Origin of the sequence: Nostoc sphaeroides, assembly GCF_003443655.1 — a bacterium.
In the GTDB taxonomy this organism is placed as follows: Bacteria; Cyanobacteriota; Cyanobacteriia; order Cyanobacteriales; family Nostocaceae; genus Nostoc; species Nostoc sphaeroides.
Window position 1 is genome coordinate 6,444,247 of the sequence record NZ_CP031941.1, and the last position, 26,249, is coordinate 6,470,495.

The 26,249-nt window shown below is 39.6% G+C and carries 21 protein-coding genes, 1 pseudogene and 1 CRISPR repeat array; of the genes and pseudogenes, 9 read left to right on the top strand and 13 right to left on the bottom strand.

What is annotated here, in order from left to right; translation table 11 throughout:
* Window positions 1–31 precede the first annotated feature (31 nt).
* A complete protein-coding gene (locus D1367_RS28750) occupies window positions 32–1,015 on the bottom strand; it encodes a PEP-CTERM sorting domain-containing protein (RefSeq protein WP_118170650.1) in 984 nt (327 codons plus the stop codon).
* A gap of 199 nt (window positions 1,016–1,214) precedes the next feature.
* The gene (locus D1367_RS31445; protein WP_118170655.1) at window positions 1,215–1,409 is read right to left on the bottom strand and encodes a hypothetical protein; all 195 of its coding nucleotides are present in this window, start codon (window positions 1,407–1,409) and stop codon (window positions 1,215–1,217) included.
* A gap of 100 nt (window positions 1,410–1,509) precedes the next feature.
* Here D1367_RS31445 and D1367_RS28760 point away from each other — a divergent pair, with 100 nt between their 5' ends.
* On the top strand, window positions 1,510–2,196 hold the full coding sequence (locus tag D1367_RS28760) for a hypothetical protein (protein ID WP_118170660.1): 687 nt from the start codon (window positions 1,510–1,512) through the stop codon (window positions 2,194–2,196).
* 64 nt (window positions 2,197–2,260) lie between these two features.
* Here D1367_RS28760 and D1367_RS28765 read toward each other — a convergent pair whose 3' ends face one another.
* The 3 genes from D1367_RS28765 to folD all read right to left on the bottom strand — a co-directional run bounded on the left by D1367_RS28765 (window position 2,261) and on the right by folD (window position 5,013).
* Entirely contained in the window at window positions 2,261–2,716 is a 456-nt protein-coding gene (locus D1367_RS28765) for a divergent PAP2 family protein (protein WP_118170665.1), read from the bottom strand.
* A 305-nt stretch (window positions 2,717–3,021) separates the two neighbouring features.
* The gene (gene crtE / locus D1367_RS28770; protein ID WP_118170668.1) at window positions 3,022–3,954 is read right to left on the bottom strand and encodes a geranylgeranyl diphosphate synthase CrtE; all 933 of its coding nucleotides are present in this window, start codon (window positions 3,952–3,954) and stop codon (window positions 3,022–3,024) included.
* Between the two features lie 171 nt (window positions 3,955–4,125).
* Complete coding sequence (gene folD, locus D1367_RS28775; RefSeq protein WP_118170671.1) at window positions 4,126–5,013, bottom strand: bifunctional methylenetetrahydrofolate dehydrogenase/methenyltetrahydrofolate cyclohydrolase FolD; 888 nt, start codon at window positions 5,011–5,013, stop codon at window positions 4,126–4,128.
* A gap of 245 nt (window positions 5,014–5,258) precedes the next feature.
* Between folD and D1367_RS28780 the strand changes: the two genes are divergently transcribed.
* The 3 genes from D1367_RS28780 to D1367_RS28790 all read left to right on the top strand — a co-directional run bounded on the left by D1367_RS28780 (window position 5,259) and on the right by D1367_RS28790 (window position 7,539).
* The gene (locus D1367_RS28780) at window positions 5,259–5,726 is read left to right on the top strand and encodes a hypothetical protein (protein WP_225892391.1); all 468 of its coding nucleotides are present in this window, start codon (window positions 5,259–5,261) and stop codon (window positions 5,724–5,726) included.
* A gap of 20 nt (window positions 5,727–5,746) precedes the next feature.
* On the top strand, window positions 5,747–6,184 hold the full coding sequence (locus tag D1367_RS28785) for an NUDIX hydrolase (RefSeq protein ID WP_118170675.1): 438 nt from the start codon (window positions 5,747–5,749) through the stop codon (window positions 6,182–6,184).
* 251 nt (window positions 6,185–6,435) lie between these two features.
* Window positions 6,436–7,539 carry an AI-2E family transporter gene (locus D1367_RS28790; protein ID WP_118170679.1) on the top strand — a complete coding sequence of 368 codons (1,104 nt, stop codon included), beginning with the start codon at window positions 6,436–6,438 and terminating at the stop codon, window positions 7,537–7,539.
* A 32-nt stretch (window positions 7,540–7,571) separates the two neighbouring features.
* Here the strand turns inward: D1367_RS28790 and D1367_RS32530 are convergent.
* Both D1367_RS32530 and D1367_RS32535 read right to left on the bottom strand, forming a co-directional pair.
* Window positions 7,572–7,835 (bottom strand): annotated as a pseudogene (locus D1367_RS32530) (sensor histidine kinase); the annotation flags it as partial.
* A gap of 100 nt (window positions 7,836–7,935) precedes the next feature.
* Complete coding sequence (locus D1367_RS32535; protein ID WP_244944972.1) at window positions 7,936–8,337, bottom strand: CBS domain-containing protein; 402 nt, start codon at window positions 8,335–8,337, stop codon at window positions 7,936–7,938.
* A gap of 624 nt (window positions 8,338–8,961) precedes the next feature.
* Here D1367_RS32535 and D1367_RS28800 point away from each other — a divergent pair.
* On the top strand, window positions 8,962–10,563 hold the full coding sequence (locus tag D1367_RS28800) for an alkaline phosphatase D family protein (protein WP_118170683.1): 1,602 nt from the start codon (window positions 8,962–8,964) through the stop codon (window positions 10,561–10,563).
* A gap of 242 nt (window positions 10,564–10,805) precedes the next feature.
* Here D1367_RS28800 and D1367_RS28805 read toward each other — a convergent pair whose 3' ends face one another.
* Together D1367_RS28805 and D1367_RS30235 are read right to left on the bottom strand one after the other, a co-directional pair.
* Window positions 10,806–11,516 carry a calcium-binding protein gene (locus tag D1367_RS28805; protein WP_118170688.1) on the bottom strand — a complete coding sequence of 237 codons (711 nt, stop codon included), beginning with the start codon at window positions 11,514–11,516 and terminating at the stop codon, window positions 10,806–10,808.
* A 290-nt stretch (window positions 11,517–11,806) separates the two neighbouring features.
* Entirely contained in the window at window positions 11,807–12,103 is a 297-nt protein-coding gene (locus D1367_RS30235) for a hypothetical protein (protein ID WP_147337405.1), read from the bottom strand.
* Here D1367_RS30235 and D1367_RS28815 point away from each other — a divergent pair.
* The 3 genes from D1367_RS28815 to mutS all read left to right on the top strand — a co-directional run bounded on the left by D1367_RS28815 (window position 12,092) and on the right by mutS (window position 16,514).
* Complete coding sequence (locus D1367_RS28815; RefSeq protein ID WP_118170696.1) at window positions 12,092–13,279, top strand: AAA family ATPase; 1,188 nt, start codon at window positions 12,092–12,094, stop codon at window positions 13,277–13,279. The genes D1367_RS30235 and D1367_RS28815 overlap by 12 nt on opposite strands.
* Before the next feature lie 8 nt (window positions 13,280–13,287).
* Window positions 13,288–13,812: a hypothetical protein gene (locus D1367_RS28820; protein WP_118170700.1), complete on the top strand. Its 525-nt coding sequence runs from the start codon at window positions 13,288–13,290 to the stop codon at window positions 13,810–13,812.
* An 86-nt stretch (window positions 13,813–13,898) separates the two neighbouring features.
* Window positions 13,899–16,514 carry a DNA mismatch repair protein MutS gene (mutS, locus tag D1367_RS28825; protein ID WP_118170704.1) on the top strand — a complete coding sequence of 872 codons (2,616 nt, stop codon included), beginning with the start codon at window positions 13,899–13,901 and terminating at the stop codon, window positions 16,512–16,514.
* 393 nt (window positions 16,515–16,907) lie between these two features.
* A CRISPR array of direct repeats spans window positions 16,908–17,311; the repeat unit is 38 nt; unit sequence CTTTCAACCCGCCTCTAGCTGGGAGGGGTGTTGAAACA.
* A gap of 460 nt (window positions 17,312–17,771) precedes the next feature.
* Here mutS and cas12k read toward each other — a convergent pair.
* Complete coding sequence (gene cas12k, locus D1367_RS28830; RefSeq protein ID WP_118170709.1) at window positions 17,772–19,682, bottom strand: type V CRISPR-associated protein Cas12k; 1,911 nt, start codon at window positions 19,680–19,682, stop codon at window positions 17,772–17,774.
* Between the two features lie 68 nt (window positions 19,683–19,750).
* On the opposite strand from cas12k, the gene D1367_RS28835 reads away from it, so the two are divergent.
* A complete protein-coding gene (locus D1367_RS28835; RefSeq protein WP_118170712.1) occupies window positions 19,751–20,188 on the top strand; it encodes a MerR family transcriptional regulator in 438 nt (145 codons plus the stop codon).
* A 202-nt stretch (window positions 20,189–20,390) separates the two neighbouring features.
* Here the strand turns inward: D1367_RS28835 and D1367_RS28840 are convergent, their stop codons facing one another.
* Genes D1367_RS28840 through D1367_RS28850 form a run of 3 tightly spaced genes read right to left on the bottom strand, consistent with a single transcriptional unit; the run spans window position 20,391 to window position 25,907 of the window.
* Window positions 20,391–21,608, bottom strand: coding sequence for an ISL3 family transposase (locus D1367_RS28840; RefSeq protein ID WP_118170717.1), 1,218 nt, complete (start codon window positions 21,606–21,608; stop codon window positions 20,391–20,393).
* Between the two features lie 40 nt (window positions 21,609–21,648).
* Entirely contained in the window at window positions 21,649–24,708 is a 3,060-nt protein-coding gene (locus D1367_RS28845; protein WP_181984997.1) for a type I restriction endonuclease subunit R, read from the bottom strand.
* The gene (locus tag D1367_RS28850) at window positions 24,705–25,907 is read right to left on the bottom strand and encodes a restriction endonuclease subunit S (protein ID WP_118170722.1); all 1,203 of its coding nucleotides are present in this window, start codon (window positions 25,905–25,907) and stop codon (window positions 24,705–24,707) included. Before D1367_RS28850 ends, D1367_RS28845 begins: the two co-directional genes overlap by 4 nt.
* Window positions 25,908–26,249 lie beyond the last annotated feature (342 nt).

A 26,249-nucleotide genomic window follows, 5' to 3' on the forward strand; every position in this document is an offset into this window, starting at 1 on the left:
CCCTCATGGGTAGACGTGCAATGTAATGTCTTCAATTGATCAACCGATTGAGCTTCCGCTTTAATAGCCAACCTAGACCGAAGCCGAAAATTGCAATATTAGTAGACGGTTCTGGAACTGAGGTATTTGTACGCGTTTGGAGTACCACGTTGTCGATGTTGACATCAAGGTTACTGAAAACACTCCTGACTGCAATCTCGTTAAAAGAGCTAATGATCCCAGAACCAGAATCAGATGCTTCTATAGAAAAACCATCAACTGATGCAGTTAGTCGAACTAATTGCGGAGTTAAGCGTTCGAGAAGGAGGTTTGCAGTATGAGGTGCTGTGTCGTTAATAGTAGGTACAGAGGTAGTTAATGCTAACGGAACATTTCCATCACCACCAGTGATGCTATCCCCAGAGCCGAAGTTTTCTTTATTAATTCCCAGTGATTTGGTACCAGCTAGACCAGACAACACCCAATAACCACCGTCATCTTCGATGGGAGTGCCACTGCCAACAAGTGAATTTAAAATATCAGTCGTGACAGGTGTATCACCAGAGTTGTATAAACCAAAACGCAAACCACTACTACGAATTTGCGGAAACTCAGCAGAGGTGCCAGAAAGACTAGGCTCAGTGGTGAAGCGAAAATCAAAGCTTAAATCAAGGGCATCGCCTATATTATTCCCCAAACTAACGGGAGCAAAAGTTCCAAGCGCAAAGTGAGCAGGAAGAAAAGAAGAGTTAAAGCTAACAAAAGAGGGAGTGTCAAGGTTCAAAGCGTTTCCAGTTCCAAGAATCGGATCGTTAACTACGTCTAATTGAATTTGAGGAGGAGTTGAAACTGTTTGATAAAAATTTGATGAAATTTCAAACCAGGAAATATCTAACGGATCGGCACCATTAGTACGGCCACCGTCGGTATAAGTATCGTTAACGAAAACTTGAGCTTTAGCCTTTTCACTAAAAGTAATTACGACACTAACGAGTAAGGTAGACGAAAGAACTACTTTAAGGTATTTGTTCAGCATACGACTGATTTATCTACTCTTATGGGCTGTTATTAAGCATAGGATTAAAGAATAGCATTACAGTCAAAAATATAGGTTAATTGGTAGTTAAAAATTAAAAATATATTGAGAAAACGCTTATATAGCAATGGTTTCAGTCTTAGCAGAACTCTCTGTCCGATTGCTAATTTACCTTTTTAACCTATGGAAAATATCGAGACTACCTAGTTATAAAAGCCTTTTTCTCTAGGGTAGTGACATTAACTACCGTTTTACTGTTGAAAAACCGTAATTTATTTTTCATAAAGCTACCACAGATTATCTCAAGAAGCAAATTCACCATACCCTCACCAAAAATACCAACAGCCGCACCAATTCCCCAGTCGCAAAAGTTTACCAAAAGGGCGATGGTCAATCAATTACTACGTAGAGACAAGTGCTATATTATTTTGGGGAAACAAAATATTTTTTTATAAAATCTTCTAAGACACCTTAATTTACATAATCTAACTTTTGTGCATAGATTTCAGATTTTACCAAGTGTTTTAGGATTAGCGATGTCTACGATGAGCTTCGCTTACGCAGGGTTGATTGGTGGCATGAGTTCTGTCTTTGCCCAACAAACCGTTCCCCTTTGTCAACCACCAACTGCGGGTGAGTATCTTTTATTAGTAGTCAGTCCCACAGCAGATAATCAAAAGCAGTTACGTAGTGCCTTACCGCCAGAACTGAAGACGATTAACTGCAAATATCTCAACGAAACTGTGACGCGCATAGGGGGCTTTAATAAAATTGATGATGCCAATCGATGGGCAAGATATGTCAGCAATATTGTTGGGTTGTCTGCCATCATCACCACTCGACCAACAACGCCAGATGTGCAGCCACAGCCACAGCCACAGCAACAGGCACAGCTACAGCAACCTCAGCAAACAGTTTATAATCCTCAAACATTAGGAGAAGGTTATGCAGTGCTAGTAGATTATTACAACCGTCCAGAACTAGTAAATAGTGTGCAACAAGTAGTGGGAGGGAACGTAGGTTTTGTTTCTTATGGACAACGCCCTTACTTGTTGGCAGTTTATACGACTAACCAAACTGAAGCATACAACACCTTGCAGAAGCTGAACAATGGCGGTTTTGTTGCCAGCATAGTAGATAGTCGTAAGGTAATTTTGCTACGCTCAACTGTACGGTTGTAGTCATTAGTCATTAGTCATTAGTCATTAGTCATTAGTCATTGGTTAATAAACTGTAGACTATTGACTAATAAGCAGACCTAGCTAACCAATAGATGGTTATGCCCAAAGCCGACCCAGCTATTACTTGAACTGGTGTATGTCCGAGTAATTCCTTGAGACGGTCTTGGCTAAAGTCTGGTTTTTCATGAAATAATTCATCAATCATTTGATTCAGGATACGAGCTTGCTTCCCAGCTGCTTGGCGAACTCCGGCTGCATCATACATGACGATGATGGCAAAAATCATCGCAACGGCAAAATCAGGAGATGCCCAACCGAGTGTTTGCCCTACACCGGCGGCTAGAGCTGTAACTAAAGCTGAATGGGCACTGGGCATACCTCCGGTTGTCACCAAAACACGCACATTCAGTTTGCGATTTTTGACGATCTCGACTACGAGCTTTAGGGCTTGAGCAATTAAACAAGCTATCAAAGCAACCAGCAGCACCCGGTTGTCTAAAATGTTGCCTATGTCCTGCATGGTATTTTGGTTAGGTTAGTAAATATTAGCAGCAGTTGTTGGTTGAGGAAACATCTAGATTTAACCCAAAATCCAAAATTAACCTAGTACATCACGGTGGAAACAGACCAATTATTCAAATTCACCCAAAAGCCTACTTAATAAGCTTTTTGGATTTTGATATGAGCGAATTTTGAATTTCGCTAGACGGTGTAGTATAGCATGGCGTAAGTAAACCACCCATTCCAAATCAATGAAACGCTTGCGGTATACGAATTACGAATTACGAATTACGAATTACGAATTACGAATTACCCAAAGCGTTACTAGTTATTGCGGCTGATGATAAAATGAGCGATCGCTTGGAGTGATTTGGCTCTCTCTCCAAATGGTTCTAATTCCGCACAAGCTGCTTGAACTAACTCTTGGGCTTTTGAGCGAGATTCTTCAAGTCCCCAAAGGCTAGGATAGGTCACTTTCTGCGCTTTTTGGTCTTTACCCGCAGTTTTGCCTAATTGCTCTTGGGTAGAAGTGATATCCAAAATATCATCGATGATTTGGAATGCTAGCCCAATATTTTCAGCATAACGGGTCAGTCGCTGCACATCTTCAGGTGATGCCCCACCTATGATCCCGCCACAAACTACGCAAGCTTCCAAAAGAGCGGCTGTTTTGTGTTGATGGATGAAATTTAGCGTTTCTAGGGAAATATCTGATTTACCTTCCGACTCTAAATCGACAACTTGACCGCCGACCAAACCGGCTGCCCCCAGCGCCCGACCAAGACGGGCAATAACCTGCAAGACTAGCTCTCTGTTAACGCTTTGGGGGGTTTGAATGGCAACAAACTCAAAAGCGAGAGCTAACAAGCCATCGCCAGCCAAAATCGCCACATCTTCGCCATAGACTTTATGATTTGTCAGCTTCCCACGACGGTAATCGTCATTATCCATCGCCGGTAGGTCGTCATGAATCAATGACATTGTATGAATCATCTCCACTGCACAAGCGGTTGGCATGGCCATTTCGATGGTTCCACCGATCATTTCACAGGTAGCAAGGCAAAGAATGGGACGTACACGCTTGCCTCCAGCTAATAACGAGTAGCGCATCGCCTCATAAATCTTTTCTGGATAAATGATGGGGATAGCCTGATCTAAAGCAGTATCACAAAGCTTTTGTCGCTCTTTGAGATAAGCTGCTAAGTTAAATGTGGCTTCCTCTGGTGGTGTCTTTTGAACGTTATCAGTTGCTACCATTCTTTAATTCCTGAAATTTTGGGATTTTTGTCTTATACGTCACAATTTTAAGGTGCTGTGGCGCTGAAAAAATGAAGAATTAGGAGTTTGGAATTAAGTTAGGAGTTAGGAGTTAGGAGTTAGGAGTTAGGATTAATAACTCTTAACTTTTAACTCATCACTCATCACTCCTCACTCTTTTTCTTTTCTTGCCGTCTTGGAATAGCTGGCAAATGTATTTTGCAACAATATGGCGACAGTCATAGGGCCAACACCACCAGGAACGGGGGTGATAAATTCTGCTACAGCAGCTGTTGATTCAAAGTGGACATCGCCAATTAAACGGCTTTTGCCACTAGCATCGGTGACGCGATTCATTCCCACATCTACCACAACAGCGCCCGATTTTACCATGTCAGCAGTGATTAGTCCAGGACGACCTACTGCTGCAATTAGAATATCAGCATTTTGGGTGATGGTTTTGAGGTCATGCGATCGCGAGTGAGCGATCGTGACTGTAGCATCAGCTTCTAGTAGCATCAGTGCCATTGGTTTACCTACCAAAATACTGCGTCCCACCACTACTGCCTGTTTTCCCTGCAAAGAAATTTCATATTCTTCTAAAAGCCGCATCACACCAGCCGGGGTGCAGCTGCGTAAACCTGCTTCTCCCCGGACTAGTCGCCCCAAGTTAACTGGGTGCAGTCCATCAGCGTCTTTATCGGGATCAATTTGATGTAGCAGAGCCACAGCATCCAAGTGGTTAGGTAAGGGCAGCTGCACGAGAATTCCATCCACCCGTTCATCGTGGTTTAGTGCAGCTATGACTTCTTCTAACTCCTCAAAGGTCGTTTGGCTGGGAAAATGCTTTCCAAAAGAGGCGATACCAACTTTAGCGCAAGCTTTTTCTTTATTACGAACATAAGCTGCTGATGCTGGATTATCGCCAACCATCAACACTGCTAAACCAGGCGATCGCCCAATTTTTGGTTGTAATTGTGTAATAGCAACAGAAAGTTCTTGCTGAATTTTTGCAGCTAAAGTTTTACCATCAAGGAGTTTGGCAGTTTTTGTTTCCATAAGAATTCCCAGCTATATTCGCCTTTTGTCAAATCACTTGCAACAAGTCTTTCTTTCCCCCTGCCCCCTGCCTCTTAATTGGTGTCGTAGCGTTTTTCTTACAGTGAATCCATAATCTTTATTTTCTCAGATTAATGGCGTTATCTGAAGAATAAAGAGTTAAGGATGAAATTCAGAACATTTTTTGCTCAGTTGAGAGTGTGTTTCTGAAAGTGCAAAGAATAGTATAGATGGGAACAGACCTGATGAAACTGGCGACACAAGCAGTGAAGCAAAAATTTGCTCAATCGGTGGCTTTCATGCAAAAAACGAGAATGTCCCTTTTGTTCTTGTACGGACGCAGTATTGTTCCCTACCGCTTGGGGTTGATTTTTTTATTAGTGGTGGGACTTTGTAGTTGTGGTAGTTTAACCTCGTCTGGCTTGAATGGAACTAATTTTACAATTGGTACCAATGTCACCCCAATTCGACAAATTAAACCAAAACAAGACAATAAGGCTACAGTTTACATCCAAGGTAAGGTGGAAAAGAAAGCTCCTTTGATAAAGCAGTGGGCTTATCAAATTAGTGACTCGACTGGCAAAATTTGGGTTGTCACCAATCAAAAGAATCTAGAGGAGGGGGCACAAGTCGTTATTAAAGGTAAAGTTCGCTACCGAAGTATCCCCTTAGCTGGGAAAGAATTGGGGGAAGTTTATCTAGAAGAAGAGTAATTAGCAATTAAAAATAACAAATGAACAATGAACCGGTACATGTAGCGATCGCAATTCTCTACCAACAAAACAAGTTTCTCATGCAACTGCGAGATAACATCCCCGGTATTCTTTACCCTGGTTACTGGGCGCTATTTGGCGGTCATATCGAACCTGGGGAAACGCCAGAGGTCGCGGTGAAGCGAGAAATTTTAGAAGAAATCGGCTATAATCTTCCATCCGTTGTTGAATTTGGCTGTTATACCGACGAAAGAGTTGTTCGTCATGTCTTTCATGCACCACTCTCGGTGGAATTAAATCAACTGGTTTTGAATGAAGGCTGGGATATGGGATTATTGACCCTAGAAAATATTTACCAAGGTAGCTGTTATTCGCAAAACGCTGGTGAAGTGCGACCTTTGGGGAATATGCATCAAAAAATTATGTTGGATTTTATTCGGACAAACCAACAAACCTAGTGCTGCAAGGTGTAAGTCAGCCCCTTGGGGGAAGTCAAAAGTTAACACTGAGCGAAGTCGAAGTGTCAAAAGTATTATGTAATAAGCTCTTTAGCTATTTTAAATGGTTGCTCTATTTCCGCCGTAGGGTACTAATTTACCCTGCTTGCGTATATTGTAATTGCAGCACGATCTCTTAAATGGTTATATGCTTTTTCATGAATCAAAATCGAAGCCAAAATAGAGTTAGAACTCTTGTGGAGTCATCACTAATGCAATCAGCAAATAAACTACCGCGATGGTTAACTATAGGATTGGCATTTCCCATTATTATTCTCAACGGCTGGCTATTGCTCCAGGTTGTACAGTATTTTCAACCTTTGGTTAGCATTATCGCCGCCGCCATCCTGCTAGCTTTTGTCTTGAACTATCCAATCCAGTTTCTCCAAGAACAAGGGGTAAAACGCAACCTAGCGATCGCAGTAGTGTTGCTTTTGACTCTAGTGGTTTTAGTGGCTTTAGGCATCACCTTGGTTCCCCTGATTATCCAACAGCTCGTTGAGCTAGCTAATATATTGCCCAGTTGGATTGATTCTGGTACTCAACAGTTGCAAACTTTCCAAGATTGGGTGTTAAGTCAACAACAACTTCCGATTAATTTAAGTGGTTTATTTACCCAAGTTCTTGAGCGATTATCTAACCAGCTTCAGTCCTTCACTGGTAGAATTCTTGGTTTTGCTGTCGATACCATTGGTATTGTCCTGAACGTGCTGCTGGCGGTAGTGCTGACTATCTACTTAATATTGAACGGTGAACGTCTTTGGGACGGAATTTTTCAGTGGCTTCCCGCTAATATTGGGCTAAGAGTGCGGGAATTACTGCGAGAGGATTTCCACAATTACTTTATTGGTCAAGCAACATTAGGAGCAGTGTTAGGAGTAACAATTACACTGGCATTTTTAGCGCTCCAAGTTCCCTTGGCTCTACTTTTTGGTATCGGTATTGGTTTATTTTCTCTCTTCCCTTTTGGTACAGGAGTAGGTATCGCTATAGTAAGTTTGTTGGTAGCGCTGCAAAACTTTTGGTTAGGAGTTGAAGTCTTAGGTGTAGCTGTTGCGATCGACCAAGTTAATTCTAATTTTATAGCACCAAGAATTCTTGGCAATTTGACTGGGCTAAATCCCGTTTGGGTAGTAATTTCTTTGCTTTTAGGGGCAAAGTTGGGAGGAGTTCTAGGTTTGTTAATTGCGATTCCTATTGCCAGTTTTATCAAGGATATAACAGATAGCTGGCGGGCTGGAGAGTTTAACAAGATAGATGATATCGTGGCAGAACCTATAAAGATTACCAGTGAGACGGCAGGAACTTATAGTTAAAATTTAATATGTCAGTTAATCTTCTGAATTTGTTAAGAATTAAGTTTAGCTGGAATTTTAATAATAAATTCAGTCCCTTCGCCCAAAGCCGATATACATTGCAGTTGACCACCGTGTTTTTCCACAACAATTTGATAGCTGATAGATAGACCTAATCCAGTTCCTTTGCCAACAGGTTTAGTGGTGAAAAAGGGGTCAAACAATCGGTTTTGGGAACTCTCTGGAATTCCCGTCCCATTATCGGAAATGCGAATAATTACTTGTTTGTCATCAGTGAGTTCAGTCCGAATGCAAATTTTTGCATCCCTTACTGATGACGAATGAGTAATACTTCGACTCCTTTCGACTTCGCTCAAGGCAAGTCGCTCACCAATTTATCGGGGGATTTAGGGGGATCTAAAATTTTTGATACCGACAAGAGGACTTTTCAAACATCCTCTTAATCGGTCTTATAGAAAATAATGCCAAACTATAGGTTTGGCTCATATACTCAAAAAATTTCCGCCGCGAAATCATCCCTACATACTGTTGATTATTATTTAGAATAATTCCCGGTAGTAAAGGCTGTTGCTTAAAGAGGATAGCCAAATCATTGCCTGGATGCTCTACTTCGATGTGAACTTGCCAAAAGGGTAATTCTTGCAAAGTTGACTCTAATCGCAAATTCGACTTGTTAGCATTTGTCACGTCACGCATAGCCAGGATATTCTCAACTCTTGACTGCTGAACAGAGGTAATATTTCTGGTAACATCCTGAATATCCATCTCTATAATTTTAAAGTTAATCAATAGTGGCAAACTTATCTTTCCCACATTACTACCCAAAATTCACAAGCAAGATGTAAAAATGTAGAGTACTTCAGGAAATTCAATAATTTTCTGGCAGCGTAGACTTTTAGCAGCTTGTCGTTAGACATCGCTTTTTCAGAATTATATTTTCAATATAGAATGAACAAACTCTGAGATATAGTAAATAAATAAGTACAATTTTTTCATACTTAATTATTTTTTATTGAATCAATTATCGATTTTTTTAATGGATCGCTAAAAACTATATGGCTCTTGCGTTGTTTTTATGGTACGGCATTAAAATAGCCATTTTATAGAAAGGCTCAAAAATTTAAAATCCAGTCATAGCAAGGAATATAGGCTGTGATTAGATTTTATTTATTATTCTGCTCCATAAAAATAACTGAAGCTCCAACTATATTAGCTGTTCCCAAAACCAAGATTTAACTTTAGCTTTTTGTGATGTTGTTTTCCTATTGAGTATTCAACCACGAGTTAATTTATATTAAGTGTAATTTTAAAATGAACTTACTTTTTTGTTAACCCTTAGATAACCCAATCTTTACTTTTTGGCATAACAGAATATGCTAAGAACTTATCTTGTAATACTTCTTAAGCTTGCCATTATTTATCATGGAATCCAATCGCCCATTGCAACTAAACCGCCGCCAGTTTTTGCTCCGTTCAACTATCACAGCAGGTGGAATTATTGCCACAAATCTTGTATCGAAATCACAAGTTTTTGCTCAAGCGCCTGCCATTATTACCTCTGAAAAAATGCGTCCTACTATACCTTATGGTGTAGCTAGCGGAGATATTTCCAAAGATAGCATTGTGATCTGGAGCCGGAGCGATCGCCCCGCCAAAATGATCGTAGAATATTCCACCAGCGAATCCTTTAAAAATGTCCGGCGAGTTGTGGGGCCCAATGCTTTAAAAAATAGCGACTTTACAGCACGACTTTATTTAAGGAACCTGCCACCAGACCAACAATTATTTTATCGGGTAATTTTCCAAGATTTAGATTATAAAGGCACTTACAGCGCTCCTGTCAAAGGCACTTTCCGCACTCCCCCCAAATCTGGGCGAGATGTATTCTTTGTTTGGGGTGGTGACACCGCCGGTCAGGGATGGGGGATTAATCCTGAGTTTGGTGGGATGAAAATTTACGAAACTATGCGCCAACTACATCCCGACTTTTTTATTCATTCTGGGGATAATATTTACGCCGATGGCCCCATTCAATCAGAAGTAACTTTAGACGACGGCACTATTTGGAAAAACATCACCACACCAGAAAAATCCAAAGTAGCAGAAACTCTCACAGAATATCGTGGTAACTATATCTACAATTTACTGGATAAAAACATCAAGCGTTTCAACGCTGAAGTTCCCATATTGGCACAGTGGGACGACCACGAAACCACAAATAACTGGTATCCTGGAGAATTTCTCCTCAACGATGACCGCTACACAGTTAAGGATGTTAACTTACTAGCAGAAAGAGGAAGGCAAGCGTTTTTAGAATATCTGCCTATTGGGTATGAAACAAATGATCCAGATAAAGCGAAAATTTATCGCTCTTTTAACTATGGCCCATTGTTAGACATTTTCATGCTGGATGAACGTACTTACCGGGGGCCAAACACGCCTAATCGTCAGCCAGTACCAAGTAAAGAAACAGAAATGCTGGGCAGAACACAAATACAATGGCTAAAAAGGCAATTGTTATCATCAAAAGCAACATGGAAAGTGATTGCTAGTGATATGCCTCTGGGACTGATAATTCGAGACGGTAGCACGGACTTTGAAGCTTGGGCTAACGGAGATGGCCAAGCTTTAGGAAGAGAACTAGAAATTGCCGATTTACTACGATTTATCAAAAATAAAAATATCCAGAATGTTGTTTGGTTAACTGCTGATGTACATTATGCAGCAGCCCACTATTACGACCCGGCTAAAGCACAGTTTAGCGACTTTAAGCCTTTTTGGGAGTTCGTCGCTGGGCCTCTTAACTCTGGCACATTTGGCCCCAATCAATTAGAAAATACCTTTGGCCCACAATTGGTATTTCAAAGTCTTCCTCCAGGTACAAAAGCAAATCGTCCCCCAAGTGAAGGTTTGCAATTCTTTGGAGGAGTTAAAATTAATGGAAATACAAAAGTGATGACGGTAACACTGCGTAACTTGGTAGGAAAAATTGTTTACAGTGTAGATTTATCGCCAGAAAAATAAATCGCCAAAATCACAATGAGATGTAGCCAGTTAGATAGAGTAATTATGCAATTTTTTACTTTGTCTGCTGGCTTTGTTGTTTTTAGTGAAAGAATATATTGCAATCTAATTTAATTTTTGCAAAAATCTTATGTAGTAGGGCGTGTTAGCAAAGCGTAACGTATCAAAGTCTTCAGACGATGCCGTACTTTCGTCTAATACACCCTACATGTATTTCAAAAATCAAATATCAAGAGTTGATATTACAGGGTGATAAAGGAGAAGTCTTGAGGTGAAAATTTAGCCTGGTTAGACAAGCTTGTAAGATTAGTCAGATTAGCCAAAACGCTGATTGGGCCGCCGTCATCTAAGTCATTAGAAAACACTACTCTTGAAATGCCAAGTGTAGAGTTGTAATAGACAAATAATCCTTCATCAGATGTAATCTTATTGTTATCAGCAATGGCTTTGGCAGCAGCAGCAGCATTGGGAAATGCATCGAGCAACACTAGTACATTAGCATTACCCGATAGTCTAGAGCTAACGCCTTCATTGTATTTAACTTGGGCACCAAAATCAAGTCCGAGTTGCCCAGTTTCAAAGATGAAATTATCTACACCAATTTGGTAATCGGTAATGTTATCTGGCTGATTCAACACGCTAATACCGTTGGGGCTTTGCACTGGGGAACCATTAGCAAATGGGGGATCGTAATAGCCAAAAGTATCTTGGCCAGATCCGCCCGTGAGTGTATCAATACCTCGACCACCATCTAAGAAATCACTGCCATTACCGCCTATTAAAATGTCATTGCCTGTACGACCATAAAGGTTATCGTTTCCATTCCTACCTGCAAGAGTGTCATTACCCCCCAATCCATAGATAAAGTCATTTCCTCCCCTGCCATCAATAAAGTCGTTGTTGCCTGTACCAGACAGGATATTATTGCCATCATTTCCAACAATATTCGCCATAGCTACTTATCCTTTGCAATTGCAAAATTATGTTTGATGACCTGTATTTATCGTAGAGATTCCAGAAAAGATAAACATCTGAAAAACGTCTCTAATTTCACCACAGACTAATTAGACAACTTCTTTTTAATTATAGTTTTTTGCTAAGTAAATGTCTCTATATCTTTCGTCATAGATCAAAATATCTGTTACAACGAAAGTTATAAACTTATGAATTGCTGTAATGCTAAAGATACAGTTGAGAGTATTAATGAAAGAAAGCTTTGCATTCAGCTACTTCTATGAGTCTGTTACTTCCCATCCGCCCCAATCCTTTTCGCTTTTTGCTCTACACCGAATGGGTGATGCTCACCTGTGCGGTTCACTGGCTGTAATTGAAGGTCTAGAACACCGAAGTATACCTGTTCAACATGTGTTGATCTTGGTATTGCTTGGTTTAATGGCTTTGAAATTACCAAGCGGTCATGCCTGGGTGAAAGTGCTTTATACTGCGATCGCACCAAAAGGGTAAGAATGCTGGAGCGATCGCCACTGATAGGAGCTAAATTTAAGTAGTTAGAGTTTTGGAGTTGATCATGCTTAAGCAACTCATTTTAGAAAACTGGAAAAGTTTCCGTTATGCAGAGCTTCCACTTGACCCGTTGACTGTTCTTATTGGTACAAATGCCAGTGGTAAATCTAATGTAGTTGAGGCTTTGGAATTTTTGAAGAGAATAGTACAAGGTGAAAAAGTTGAAGTAGCTTTAGCAGGAGACAAAAGGCTACCATCCATTCGAGGTGGTATCGAGTGGGCAGCATATCAAACTGAAACAAAATTTACACTAAAGGTAGTGGTTCAGTTTGAAAACGATAGTAGTGATTATATTCATAGTATTACAGTAGGGACAAAACCTTTTCCTCATATTTTGGAAAATTATACACTTGCTAGAGAAGACACAGAATCTGATCAAAAAAATGTTACCAGTTATTTTTTACACAAGCATACTTATGAATATAATTTATTGCAGAAAAAATTAGATGTTATGAATTTTTCTTTTTTAGATGATGGAGAATCCCAAGTAGAAATAACACTTAACGAAATTTTAAAACATATTGAAAATATTTTTATTTTAAATCCTATTCCATCTAAAATGCGTGATTATGTGAAAGTTTCTGAGATATATGAAAGTGATGCATCCAATATGGCAGGAGTGTTAGCAACATTACCTGAAAAAAATAAAGCCGAGATAGAAGCAACTCTTTCTAGATATATCAAAGATTTGCCGGAAGGAGATATTCAGAAAGTATGGGCAGAAAAGGTTGGCAGATTTGGTACTGATGCCATGCTTTATTGTCAAGAAGAATGGAAACCAGGTCATATTACAGAGATTGATGCTAGAAGTATGTCTGATGGAACTTTACGTTTTCTAGCGATTCTCACAGCATTACTTACACGCCCAGAAGGCAGTCAGCTAGTAATTGAAGAAATAGATAATGGACTTCATCCTTCGCGTGCGGAATTGTTAGTCAAAATACTAAGGGAAATTGGCAGCAAAAGAAAAATTGATATTTTACTGACTACCCATAATCCAGCTTTACTTGATGCTTTAGGCCCAGAGATAGTTCCTTTTGTGGTTGTCGCACACCGCGACAAAGAAACTGGAGAAAGCCAGCTTACACTTTTAGAAGATATTGAAAATCTTCCTCTTTTGTTAGCATCAGGCACTTTAGGCAAACTAGCAACTAAAGGCGCAATTGAAAAAAGCCTTTCTAATAATAAGTAAAGTTAAATATGAGAAAGGTTTTGATTATTGACACATCAATACTTTGCGTTTACTTAGGTGTACCTGGCAAAGAGACTTGTGGTTATGATAATGATAAATGGGATAAAAAAAGAGTTGAAGCCCGTTTTCAGCAAGAAGAAAAACAAGGTGCAAAGTTTATACTACCAATAGCAACAATTATAGAAACTGGTAATCACATTGCACAAGCTAATTCTAAGCGATACGAAATTGCTCAAGCTTTCGGTAATATTTTGGTTAAAGTAGCAGATGGAGTTATACCTTGGGGAGTTTTTGAAACTCAAGTAGGTGAACTTTGGAATTCAGAACAATTGAAACAGTTGGCTACTGAATGGCCTACTCTAGCATCTAGAAAGATTTCTATCGGAGATGCAACAATTAAGACTGTGGCTGAATATTACGCCAAAACTAGTAGTACATTTCAAGTAGAAATTTTTACGGGCGATGGGGGACTCAAGGCTTATGAACCAGCTACCCCAGCACCTACACGTCGTAGCAGTCGAACAAAAAGGTAAAATATCCTTGAGCGATCGCCCTTTGCCTATAACATCACGTTATCATCGGATATTGGGGAATTTCCGCGCGTAACTCGATAGCATCTATGACCGCCTCTCACTCTGAAACTCCATCTACCAAGCCTGATGCAAGTACTTTTATTTCTGACCATCAACAGGTGGATCGCAGTAAGCTAAGTCAAATGTACTTGCATTATGTCGAGACGAAGGATAAATATCCTCACGCGGTATTGTTGTATCGGGTAGGAGATTTCTTTGAATGCTATTTCCAAGATGCTGTAAAATTAGCGCAAGAATTGGAATTAGTTCTCACTAGTAAACAAGCTGGGGAACAGGGACGAGTGGCGATGTCTGGTGTTCCGCATCACGCTTGGGAACGCTACGCAACGCTGTTGGTAGAAAAAGGCTATGCAGTTGTAATTTGCGACCAAGTAGAAGATGCTTCAGAAGCTGCTGGTAGATTGGTGCGGCGGGAAGTAACGCGCATCCTGACTCCTGGCACTTTGCTAGAAGAAGGAATGCTCAAATCAAGTCGCAATAATTACCTCGCAGCAGTAGTAATTGCCGCAAATCATTGGGGTTTAGCTTATGCAGACATCTCTACAGGGGAATTTCTCACAACTCAAGGGAGTGATTTAGAACATCTGACACAAGAATTAATGCGCTTGCAACCTTCAGAGGTGCTAGTTCCGACAAATGCGCCCGATTTAGGTAGTTTGCTACGTCCCGGAGAAACTTCGCCACATCTCCCCCAGTGTTTGCCACCATCATTTTGCTATAGTTTGCGATCGCAAGTACCATTTTCCCAAGGCGAAGCTAGACCTAGATTATTGCAGAAATTTAAGGTGCGATCGCTCGAAGGCCTCGGTTGCGATCATCTTCCCCTCGCCGTTCGTGCGGCTGGCGGTCTTCTGGAATACTTAGAAGATACTCAAAAAGAAAACCCAGTTCCCCTTCAAAGACTCCGCAGCTACACTGTCACGGACTATTTAATTGTTGACAATCAAACCCGCCGTAACCTGGAAATTACCCAAACCGTCAGGGATGGAACTTTTCACGGTTCCCTACTTTGGGCATTAGATAAAACTAGTACAGCGATGGGCGGGCGGGCATTGCGGCGGTGGTTGTTGCAACCGCTAATCGATATTAAAGGCATTCGGGCACGTCTTGATACCATCCAAGAATTGATGGAAAATACGCCCCTACGTCAAGATTTGCGGCAATTGTTACGCCAAATTTATGATTTGGAACGACTCACAGGTAGGGCGGGTTCTGGTACAGCTAATGCTAGAGATTTAGTAGCTTTGGCAGATTCCCTCTCACGCTTACCAGAATTATCCAGCTTGGTAACTGAAGCACGTTCTCCATTTCTCAAAGCTTTGCAGAAAGTCCCAAGTGTGTTGGAGGAATTAGCACACAAGTTACACGCGCATCTTGTCGAGTCGCCACCCATACTAATCAAAGAAGGCGGATTGATTCGCCCTAGTGTAAATCCCTTGTTGGATGAGAGAAAGGCAACTGTAGAAGCGGATCAGCAATGGATTGCCAATTTAGAAGTTGATGAGAGAGCTAAAACGGGTATTTCCACTCTGAAGGTAGGATTTAATAAAACCTTTGGTTATTATATCAGTATTTCCCGCACGAAAGCTGACCAAGTACCCGCTCATTATATCCGCAAGCAAACTCTGACCAATGAAGAACGTTACATCACCCCAGATTTGAAGGAACGGGAAGCCCGAATTCTCACAGCGCGGGATGATTTAAATCAGTTGGAATATGAGATTTTTACAGCTTTGCGAGAAGAGGTAGCACAAGAGGCCGAAGTAATTCGCAATCTGTCTCGGGCAGTGGCGGCGGCGGATGTGTTGTGTGGTTTGGCTGAGTTAGCGGTGCATCAAGGTTACTGTCGTCCAGAAATGTTGTCAGGAAGGGAGATAAACATTGTGGATGGGCGTCATCCAGTGGTGGAACAGTCTTTACCTGCGGGTTTCTTTGTGCCAAATTCGACTCAATTGGGGAGTAGGGAATCGGGAGTAGGGAGTAGTGAAGAAGAAATTTCCCCACTCCCCACTCCCCACTCCCCACTCCCCGATTTAATTATCCTGACTGGGCCAAACGCCAGTGGTAAAAGTTGTTATTTGCGTCAGGTGGGATTGATTCAGTTAATGGCGCAGATTGGTAGTTTTGTACCAGCTAGGTTTGCTAGATTGGGAATATGCGATCGCATTTTCACCCGTGTAGGTGCAGTAGATGATCTTGCAACTGGTCAATCTACGTTCATGGTGGAGATGAACGAAACGGCGAATATTCTCAACCATGCCACATCTAGGTCGCTAGTATTGTTAGATGAAATTGGTCGCGGAACAGCAACATTTGATGGTCTTTCCATAGCTTGGGCGGTGGCGGAATATATAGCAGTGGATATTCGGGCGCGAACGATTTTTGCTACTCACTATCATGAATTGAACGAATTGGCAAGTATTTTGCCGAATGTGGCTAATTATCAAGTGACGGTGAAAGAATTACCCGACCAAATTATCTTTTTGCACCAAGTCCAACCGGGAGGCGCTGATAAGTCTTACGGAATTGAGGCGGGAAGATTGGCGGGTTTACCAGCCGTAGTTATTCAACGAGCAAAACAAGTGATGGGGCAAATTGAGAAGCATAGTAAGATTGCGATGGGGCTGCAAAATCTGGATTGATATATGTCGATTGCCAAATTATTTGTCTGCGTTGACAAATTAATGTCCGTATTGCCAAAATAATGTCCCCATTAACTATGCCATCAAATTGTGTTAGCTAACCATTAACAAAATGATATCGTTAGATTTTTCAACATAGTGTGTTATTTAATACATTATTTTGCTACATAATAACACAGCTTTTAAAATTCACGTTGTGTTTAACTTTTTTATTCTCAATTTGCCCCATCTTTCAACCCACCTTACTCTGATATTGCAGTTGAAACTTCACAACCCTCAATAAAGCCTGTGTATAAGTAACTCGACAGAATTAATTACATACTAATTATTTGCTGGGCTAAAATTTTTGCCCAGATTTGGTGTAATTAATTGCGTCCGATTACTTACCTTATCCTTTGAACCCGCCTCTAGCTGGGAGGGGTGTTGAAACTTGAGTAGTGAGATAGAATTCGTTTCGGAATTGTTCTTGCTTTCAACCCGCCTCTAGCTGTGAGGGGTGTTGAAACTAGCCTATGGCAGAAAATCCCGCCAATGCTATGTACCTTTCAACCCGCCTCTAGCTGGGAGGGGTGTTGAAACATGAGTTTCGGAGCAAGCTTCTCTCCATGTCTCCCTCTTTCAACCCGCCTCTAGCTGGGAGGGGTGTTGAAACAAATAATTCTTCACGAAATTAACCAGTAACTCATAATCTTTCAACCCGCCTTTAGCTGGGAGGGGTGTTGAAACGCGGCTGTCGCCCAACTTAATCCACAGCAGCTACTTTCAACCCGCCTCTAGCTGGGAGGGGTGTTGAAACTCTGCCCTTCAAACTCTTGATTTACCAATAGTTCTGAAGGCATTTTTGTCACGTCTCCCAAAATCGCCCGTCAGTTAACATTTAAAAAAAGTAAATCAACTCACACATTAAAGGCTATAAACCTTATTAAACAAGCGATTTAAAGTTTTGGCAGGAGTCCCAGGGAAATCGCCCCCGCTTTACCATGCCAAAAAATAATTAAGGTGGGTTCCTCCTTGGTCGGAGGTGATTCAGTAGCCACCACTGCGGTAAACCCGCACCTCTATCACTGGGGGCGCACCTAATTCCTATCCACAAGGGATAGCAGCATCAAGGTGGGCAGCTACCAGGGTCAGAAAGCAAGACTGTTTAGCAGCAGTCAAACTAACCCAAATTTACACAGCACAGAGGCTTATAACAAGCATGAACTGCGGCGCTGTTGAATTTTCTTATTTTATTATCAAGGTTCGGTGTTTTGTCAATCAGTTTATTTTGCGGGAATGGTAAGCGGAGATCGCTAATTCTTTCGCTTTCTCTTGTGGACTACCTCGAATTGGCTGTTTTGACTCCTCTATCACAATTCCAGCTTTAACAGCTGACGAGTGAATATTTGCCATCAATCTGCCATAACTCCACTGATGGACGCTAACTCGGTACTGTTTAGCATACTTTTGTTGAACTTCTATTAAGTCTGATTTTTGTTCAGTTTTGGCTTGAACCTCACTTTGAACTTGCTCTCGCATATTGTCCAACTTAGGTAGAACAATACTTCCAGCAGAGTATGTTTGGGCGATCGCAATAATCTCTTTCGCTAGTAATCTGTCAATATACTCCCCTAACTCCGATTCTCCAAACTGATTTGGTGCAGCAAGCGTTTGAGCTATTTGGCGTTGGTGGGATAAAAAATGCTTTTGCTGTCGCTGTCGATTTAGCAGTTTGTAATTATCACCCAGTAGTTGTTTGATGCTGCGATAGGTAATTACTTGACCTGTAGTGCCGTCTACTACCGCTAGCGTTGCAGGCTTTTCTAAGCCGAGGCTAATACCAATAAGAATATGAGATTGTCCTTTATATAAAGGTTTAGTGGGGCGAGGAAAAGGGTTATTAATTCTGTCTAAGGTGGAGTTTTTCCGTTTTATGTGGGCTTGCTGTTTTTCATTAAGGTCGCCTTTGGCTTTTGTATTAGTGATAATTTTAGCGATTTCTTCAGCTTTCTCTTCCCTTACTTGATTGGTTCCTTCAGTCGTCCATAGGCGTGTATCCACAGAACAGTAGAGGGTTAAGCGATTAACATTCCAAGGATCGCCTTTGCCTTCCTCTTCTTGCCAAGCAATACGCCCACTACGCAGGGTGAACAGGCTACTAGAGTGCTGGTTTTTACTATTTTTCTTAATTTGTTGATCTTCTAGGAAGCGTTGAAACCAGTGAAGGTGGCGAGAATCACAATAGACTTGAAAACTATGCTCACTCAAACCGTTGAATTTTACACAGATACGCCCAAACTGGTTTTTAAACCAAGTCATGTCTTCGTTGCTTTCGTAAGCTACCGGGAAAGGTACTTTGCTAGATTGCCTTAAAAGGCTGTCTTGCCAAGATTTTGCCTCGGCTTCATTTGTTGGAACGGTGTGAGTGGCAACAACAATAGTTTCTAACCATTTGATAACGGTTAAATCTCGACCTTTGGGAATTCGTGTTTCTAGCTGTTCTCTGATGCGTTCAATCTGAATTTCAAGTTTACGGCGACGTTGAGCAAATTTTTTAGCGTCTTCCTCTTTATCGTTTATTTTGCAACCATTTTTGAGCAAATAGCTGATGGCGCAACGAGTCAAGTTATCTTCTGTATTGCGGTAAGTCTCAAATAAATTCTTTGATAAATTGCGATCGCTATCTGAGTTTTGAGCTTTTTTGCGCTTTTTAGCTTTTTTTACATTTGTTGATGGAGTTTCAGCAGTATTGAGAGAAGAAAATTGAGCCAAAATTTCAGCAGCTTTAGTGCGAAGACTATCTAAGCTGACACCACTACTTTCTAGCAATTCAACATCACTGTTGAGCATTTCCAACCAGCGAATTTTGCCTTCTAGTTGGAACTGCGATCGCTTCATTAGGGCAAACCATGATTTATAGATGTAGTTCACCAATGCGATCGCACTCGTATAAAACCGTCCAGGCTGACCGATAAAGCGAGGGTCAGTTTTCAAAGGTTGGCAGAGTCCTTTGACAATACTAGTGGGGTGTTTGCCCTTTTGTCGCCAAGTCTCAAACTCTGGGTGTTGACTTACCTGACGTAGTAGTTCATTAATCAATGGCGTATTTAACTCAGCCATCAACTTCCATAGTTGCTGGCGTGATGACTCTAAGGCTACAAGAAGACACTGAATAGTGATTTGGCTCATTGCTTTAAAACATTGTTGTTTAATACTAACATATTTGTATTAAACAAGTCTTCTGTAAAATAAATTGTATGCAGGAGACATTTTTTACAAGCAAGGAAGCTGCTGAAATCACAGGCTGCACCCTTCGTCAGCTACAGTATTGGCGAGAGAGAGGGGTGATTGTTCCTGTAATCAGTGATACTGGAACAGGACGTAGTATTTATTACTCAAAGTCTAATTTGCTGGAACTAGCTGCAATGTCATATTGGCTATCTGTGGGGTTAAGTTTTGACATAGCCAGCACCACGCTGAAAAAGCTGAAAGACCAAGAACCGGAGTTATTTACTTCAGGTAAAGGTAAGCGGTTTATGTTGTTGTCCCAAGCGCATGAGCGATCGCTTGAGCTTGTGGAGTTTGACAGAAAAAAAGCGATCGCATCTTTGGATGAAGGTAAGCCTGTAATTCCAGTGTGGTTGGATGTTATTTATAGCCGTTTAGAATTGAAGCTATCAAATAAGAAAAGTTAGATTATAGCGGTTATCGATTGGATGAGAACACCAAAGTCCTTGCTGTCAAATCATTCCAGCATTTTTTTTGTATCTCACTGAACTGCACACCGCTATATATAGGTTAATCAGTTGTTGCTGTAGTCAATTCCAACTTTTTGTCTAAAAAATCTACTTCTAAGCTATTTCCGTTATCGCGTAACCAGTTTTGGTTCTTGCGTATTTAACGTGCTAAATTAATATTATAGTGCCAAGAAAGTAAAGCTCTAATTTCAAAATTACGAAAATTTCTAAAGCCAAATCCACTTCGCTTTATTAACTTCAATTTATTATTAATTCCTTCTACTACCCCATTAGTAGTTTTTCTTTCAAAATATCCTACTACTTCTCCAAACCACCGTTTAATTGTCTTAACACTTTTTTGATAATAAGGTTCAGCTTTCTTTAACCAATCAATTAGTCCTAACATTCCTGCTCCTAAATCTTCACTCCTATCAAATAAATTACGAAACTCTTCTTTCAATGAATGCATCATTCCTATTAAAGGAGACGCTTCTCTAATTATATCTAATTTCTCTTTTTGTTTTTCTGTTAGATTCTCTTCTGCTTTTAAAATTGTATATTTGTTACCTTTTAAACTATCAAATACTTTTTCTCTCAACTCAACATTTAATGACGATGCTGTTTTCTTTTCTGCTATTCTAGCTTGGTTTAACTCTTCATGTATGATTTTTGTAACATGGAATCTATCCACTGTCACAAGGGCGTTTGGGCATATCTTATGCACTAAATTTTTATAATTCCCGGTCAGATCCATACTAACTTCTTCTATTTGTTCTAAAACTTCTTTACCCCACTTTTTCATAACATTTTCTATTTCAATTTGTTTTCTTTCTTTTACTAACCCTATTAATTTCCCTGAATCTATATCTACGAGTACAACAATAAATTTTCCTTGCCCTTTGACCAAGCTAATTTCATCTATTCCTAACCTTTTTAAATTGCTCACATCTATTGGCAGCACATTTTTGGCTATATCTTCAAGCATTGAATTAACTTCTTCATCGGTTAATCCATTATTTTTTGCTACATTACTTATATTACTATTAATAAGTTGTTTAACAATATTTTCCGCGTATCGATGCGTATACCCTTTTCTCGCCCCTACAAAATCAAGCTCTTCATTAAATGTTTTTCGACATATTTTACACTTAAATCTTCGTCTATTTACGTTTAGTATTACTTCAAAATCTCCCATCGGTAAATCTTTTACTAAGTATTTTTGATTTTGGTGTAGATGTTCTGACTTTTTCCCACACTGCGGGCATACTGCGCTTTTTGCCTTTTTACTTACTGTTAAAAAGAGGATTAAATCCTCTTCTATACTTGATTCCACTACTACTTCAGGTAAATTTAAAAGTTGGGTAAGGATTCTTTTCATAATTTATTTTACTAAATAAATCAAGATGTATCTTAATATTTTAGCACGTTAAGTACGCAAGAACCCTTTGTGCGGGTATTGAAGCCCAAAATCCAGCAGTTTGAACTTCTTGCTTAATTAAATTGAAGGTATGTAAAGTTAAGTTGACATTTTGAGCAATCTCATCTTCATTAAGTTCGCGGTTATCAAATAGTTGGGCTTTAAAAATCCGAAAAATTGGCATTTGAGTTTTCCGATCTAGCCCGTAAGTATTTTCCTGTTCCTTTGATTTAATCTCTTTTCTCAGTTTTTCTACTTCTTCATATATGCGTTCCCAATTATCGGCAAATTCTGTTAATATTTCTTCTAATTTTTCAGCGAAGGAAAGGAATAATTCAGGATCTTCGTTAAGATTTAAGTTGATATAATGTCTAATTGCGTGTTCTACTGTGGCGGCTTTAGTCTTTGTGCGGGTGCGGCTGTTGGTAAGGGTTTCAAAGTTATCATCTATAATAGAAATTGGTGCGACTTTCTGCTCAATGCCGTGAGATTTGAGAAACTCATCAGCAATGTTACGCAATTTTTTAGGTATGCCTTTGAGACTAAAACGTGCATCCCGAAAATGCTTATAAGCTAGGTGATTAATCACAATAAAATTTTTGTAATCTTGCCAGTAATCCAGGGCTTCTTTACGTGGCATAACTACATTAAAGGCTTTGGTTAGTTTTTTGAAGGCGAGAATATAGGCAAAGCGGATATCTTCATCATAGAATAAATCATAGAAGGCATCAGCATCAGAAAAATCTGTTAAGTTGTATTCTTCTAAGAAGTTCCAGATTTCTCGATTTGCTAAGATTAAATCATTAATTTCTTGTTGTTCGTCGCGGATTTGGCTAATGATTTCTTGTTGTTCTTTCTCTTGATAAGTATCTAAAGCTTTTTTGAGATGATGTCCAATGCCAACATAATCTACGACAAAACCTTTATCTTTGTGTTCTTCTCCTACTCTATTGACACGGGCGATCGCTTGTAATAAATTATGATCACGAATCACTCTATCTAAATACAAAACTTGCTCGATGGGAGCATCAAAACCAACCAATAGCATATTATTGACGATAATTATCCCGACTTTGCCATTGATAGAAGTATTTCCGGCTGTTTCAGTTGCATCAAAGGATAATTTAAAGCGTTGAATGCTGGTATTGTGATAATTACTATTGGTGTAAGCTTTAATATGAGGCAAATCGTTATTATTCCCAGAAATCACTACAGCTGTCTCTAATTCTCGCAGTCTGGCTATATTGATATTGAAGGGATTGTTGACTTCTAATTCTGTAATTTTAGCTTGAATGGCTGCATCGAAACATTGTTTATATCTGCAAGCTGCTTCTCTGGATGTAGCGACGACTTGGGCTTTAAATCCTCCAGAAAAGACATATTCGATATAATGATCTACCATATCACGGGCTTTTGCTTCGATGATGGGCATGGCTTCTAAATAAGCGTCACGAGTTCCATAACCCAAAATTTGCAAGCGTTCACTCAAATTATATTCACTGAAAACATCGCTAAACTTAGCATCCATTCCGGCTTTATCGCTAATTTCGGCGTTGTGGGTACGTCCTTCGTAAACAATTTCTAAGGTTGTTCCGTCTGCAATGGACTCCCTCATGGTGTATTTGTCGATATAGTCGCCAAAGGTTTCTTCGGTTTTATCAATGGGAGTTCCTGTATAGGCGATTCTGGTTGCATTGGGTAAAGCTCGGTCTAAATTTGTCCCCAGTTGTGTATATTGGGAACGGTGCGCTTCATCAATCATCAGTAAAACATTTGGGCTTTCGTTTAATTTTGGGAAAATTATCTCTAAGTCTTTTTCTTGAAATTTTTGGATCATTGCCATGACAATATCGGGGGTATCATTGGCAAGTAGTTCATGTAAACTTTTATTAGGTTCGTCTGGTTTGGGTTTTATCCATTCGGCTAATTTGATATTTTGCCCAATTCCTTGACTTGTCCCTTGTAATTGGTCTTGTAGTTGAGTTCTATCGGTAATAAAAACTATTTTCCAACTACTTAGTTGGGTATGTTTTCGCATTTCTCGCACCATAAACAGCATGGTTAAAGATTTGCCTGAACCTTGGGTATGCCAAATAATTCCACTGCGTTGTTTGCGATTTTTTCCGGTAATTAAGCGTTCAACGGCTAGTTTGACGGCGCGGAATTGTTGGTATCTGGCAACAATTTTGATGGTTTCGCCTTTGTCATTGTTGCTAAATATGGTAAAGATTTGAATAATGCTTAAAATGTTTTCGGGGTAACACATCCCTGTAACCAATCTTTGTTGATCGTTGGGGGATGTACCGATATTATTTTGAATATCATTTAATTTAAAAGGATGGGGATCTATCCAGCGATAAAAGCGTTTTTCGGTGCGGGTAGTAATTGTGCCAAATTTCGCTTCTTGTCGGCAAGTGGTGATAATAAACTGATTATAATAAAATAGTTCTTGGTTGCCTTCGGATGTTTCGCCGCGTCGTTGACTATAGCGCATTAATTGGTCAATAGCTTCGGGAATGGCATCTTTAACTTTTGGTGATTTACATTCAATGACGACGACGGGAAGACCGTTAATAAATAAAGTGATATCAGGAATAATATGGTTGTCTGTGCCAGGAATGCGGACTTTAAATTGAGAGATGGCAATAAAGGAGTTATTTTGTAAAAAAGTTTGAGGGTTAAAGTCAATATAGCGAACAGTGGGGCTTTGTTCTTGGGTATTGTGGTTAATGGAGACGCTAGTATTTTCTAGGAGTAGGTTGAGAATATATCTATTATTTTCGATTAAGGTATTTCTGGGAAAGGTGATAATTTTTTGGACGACTTCGTTTATTTGTTCGTCTCGCAGGAATGGGTTAATTTTTTGTAAGGCTTGTTGGAGTTGGGGTAAAAGGATAACTTCGCTGAAGTTGTTACGGTAGCTATCGCTGGGTTTTTGTTGGTGCATTTCTAGGCGGATGACTGTCCAGCCTAAGCCTTCTAGTTGGTTTAATAAGGGTTCTTCAACGTGGTTTTTTTCATCCAGTCGGAGGTTTTCTCTTTGGCTTTTGGATGCACTCATGGTTGGTTTGTTAGTAAGGGTTTGACGGAGGTTTTTCCGGTTAGGAGGTCTTGCATTAATCCGGTTTTGATTTTTTGGAGTTTGGTTAAGTATAACTCTTCGTTAATAAGGCAATTATTATACTTTTTCCAAGCTTCTATTAATCTATTTTGTTCATTACAGCTAGGAACAGGAATTAAAAACTCTCTTATTTCTTCTAAATGAAGATTTATAATAGTTCCTTGTTTAGCTCGCATTCTAATTTGTTCATTCACAACGGGAGATTTTAAAATCTCTTCTAAATACCAGGGGTTAACTAATGATAAAATTGGTTTAATTAAACAAAGACTTACAAAAATACTAAATTCTCGATACCAATCAATGACCTTAGTTAATCCTATAGTTCCATTTTTTGAGTAAAGAATATCTCCATACTCAGGTTTACATCTTTGAGTTAAAAATTGATGTTCTTGTAAAGAGATTTTCTTAACATGATCAAAATGTATTTCAGTATCCTGTATATCCGTTACCCTGAGAAAAGGAACTCCATGATCAATATACTTTGGAGTAAAATGAGTCCCATCAATAATTTTAAATGTAATGCTACTTAAATCTTTCACTTCCCACTCATCGGGAATCATCCCTAAAGGCGATCGCTTAAATTTATGAGTTCTTGGATCGCGCAGTTGACCATTTTCGTCTATCCCGCGAGTTAGAAGGTCTTGCATTAACCCGATTTTGATTCTTTTGTACTTGGCGATGAGGGTTTCTGTTTGTGCGATCGCTTTATCTACTGTGTCTAATATTCTCGCTATTTGCTGCTGTTGTGGAATAGGTGGAACAATTATAGGTAATTTAAGTAGTTTTGATTGTTGAATCCCTGTTGCTGTTGTTCCACTAGAATAACTTTTTAGCCTATTCTGAAATAAATCAGAGAGTAGGAAGTTTTTCAAAAAGTCATTATAAATTAAATCCTCTTTTGTTTTAAGTAATATAACTCTTTGGCTTAATATGTATTTTCTGTGATCTGGAATTTGAGCTATATTACCTAATGGTGCTTCCATTGTAATAATAATATCGCCTTTTTTTGTATCTCCTTTATTCATCCACTTTTTATATAAAGCTTCTGAACCATAGTTTGTTTCTTTTGCTAAATTAATTTTTCCCATTTCCACGTTATTCGCAGATAAAGCGGGTATATCTCCACCTCTCCATGTCATACCAATTTTTAGCGGTGTCTTTCCTCTAAAATCAATAATTGTATAAATTATTTATTCAATATTCCAAACATCCCAATCCCTTGGAATCATCCCTAAAGCTGAATCTTTTGACTCTCGATTATCATCCAATTGATTAACCACCACAAACCCTATAAAAAATTAAATATACTTTGTAGGTTGGATTGAGGAACGAAACCCAACAAAAACACGAAAATATTGGTTTTCACTGCATTATACATAACCTACTAGATAATGACAGTACCATGATGATTTTTCCTCATGATTATGTATTAAGCTGTAGGTTTAGTTTTACTGCGTTATAGCTAACCTACAATTATAGTT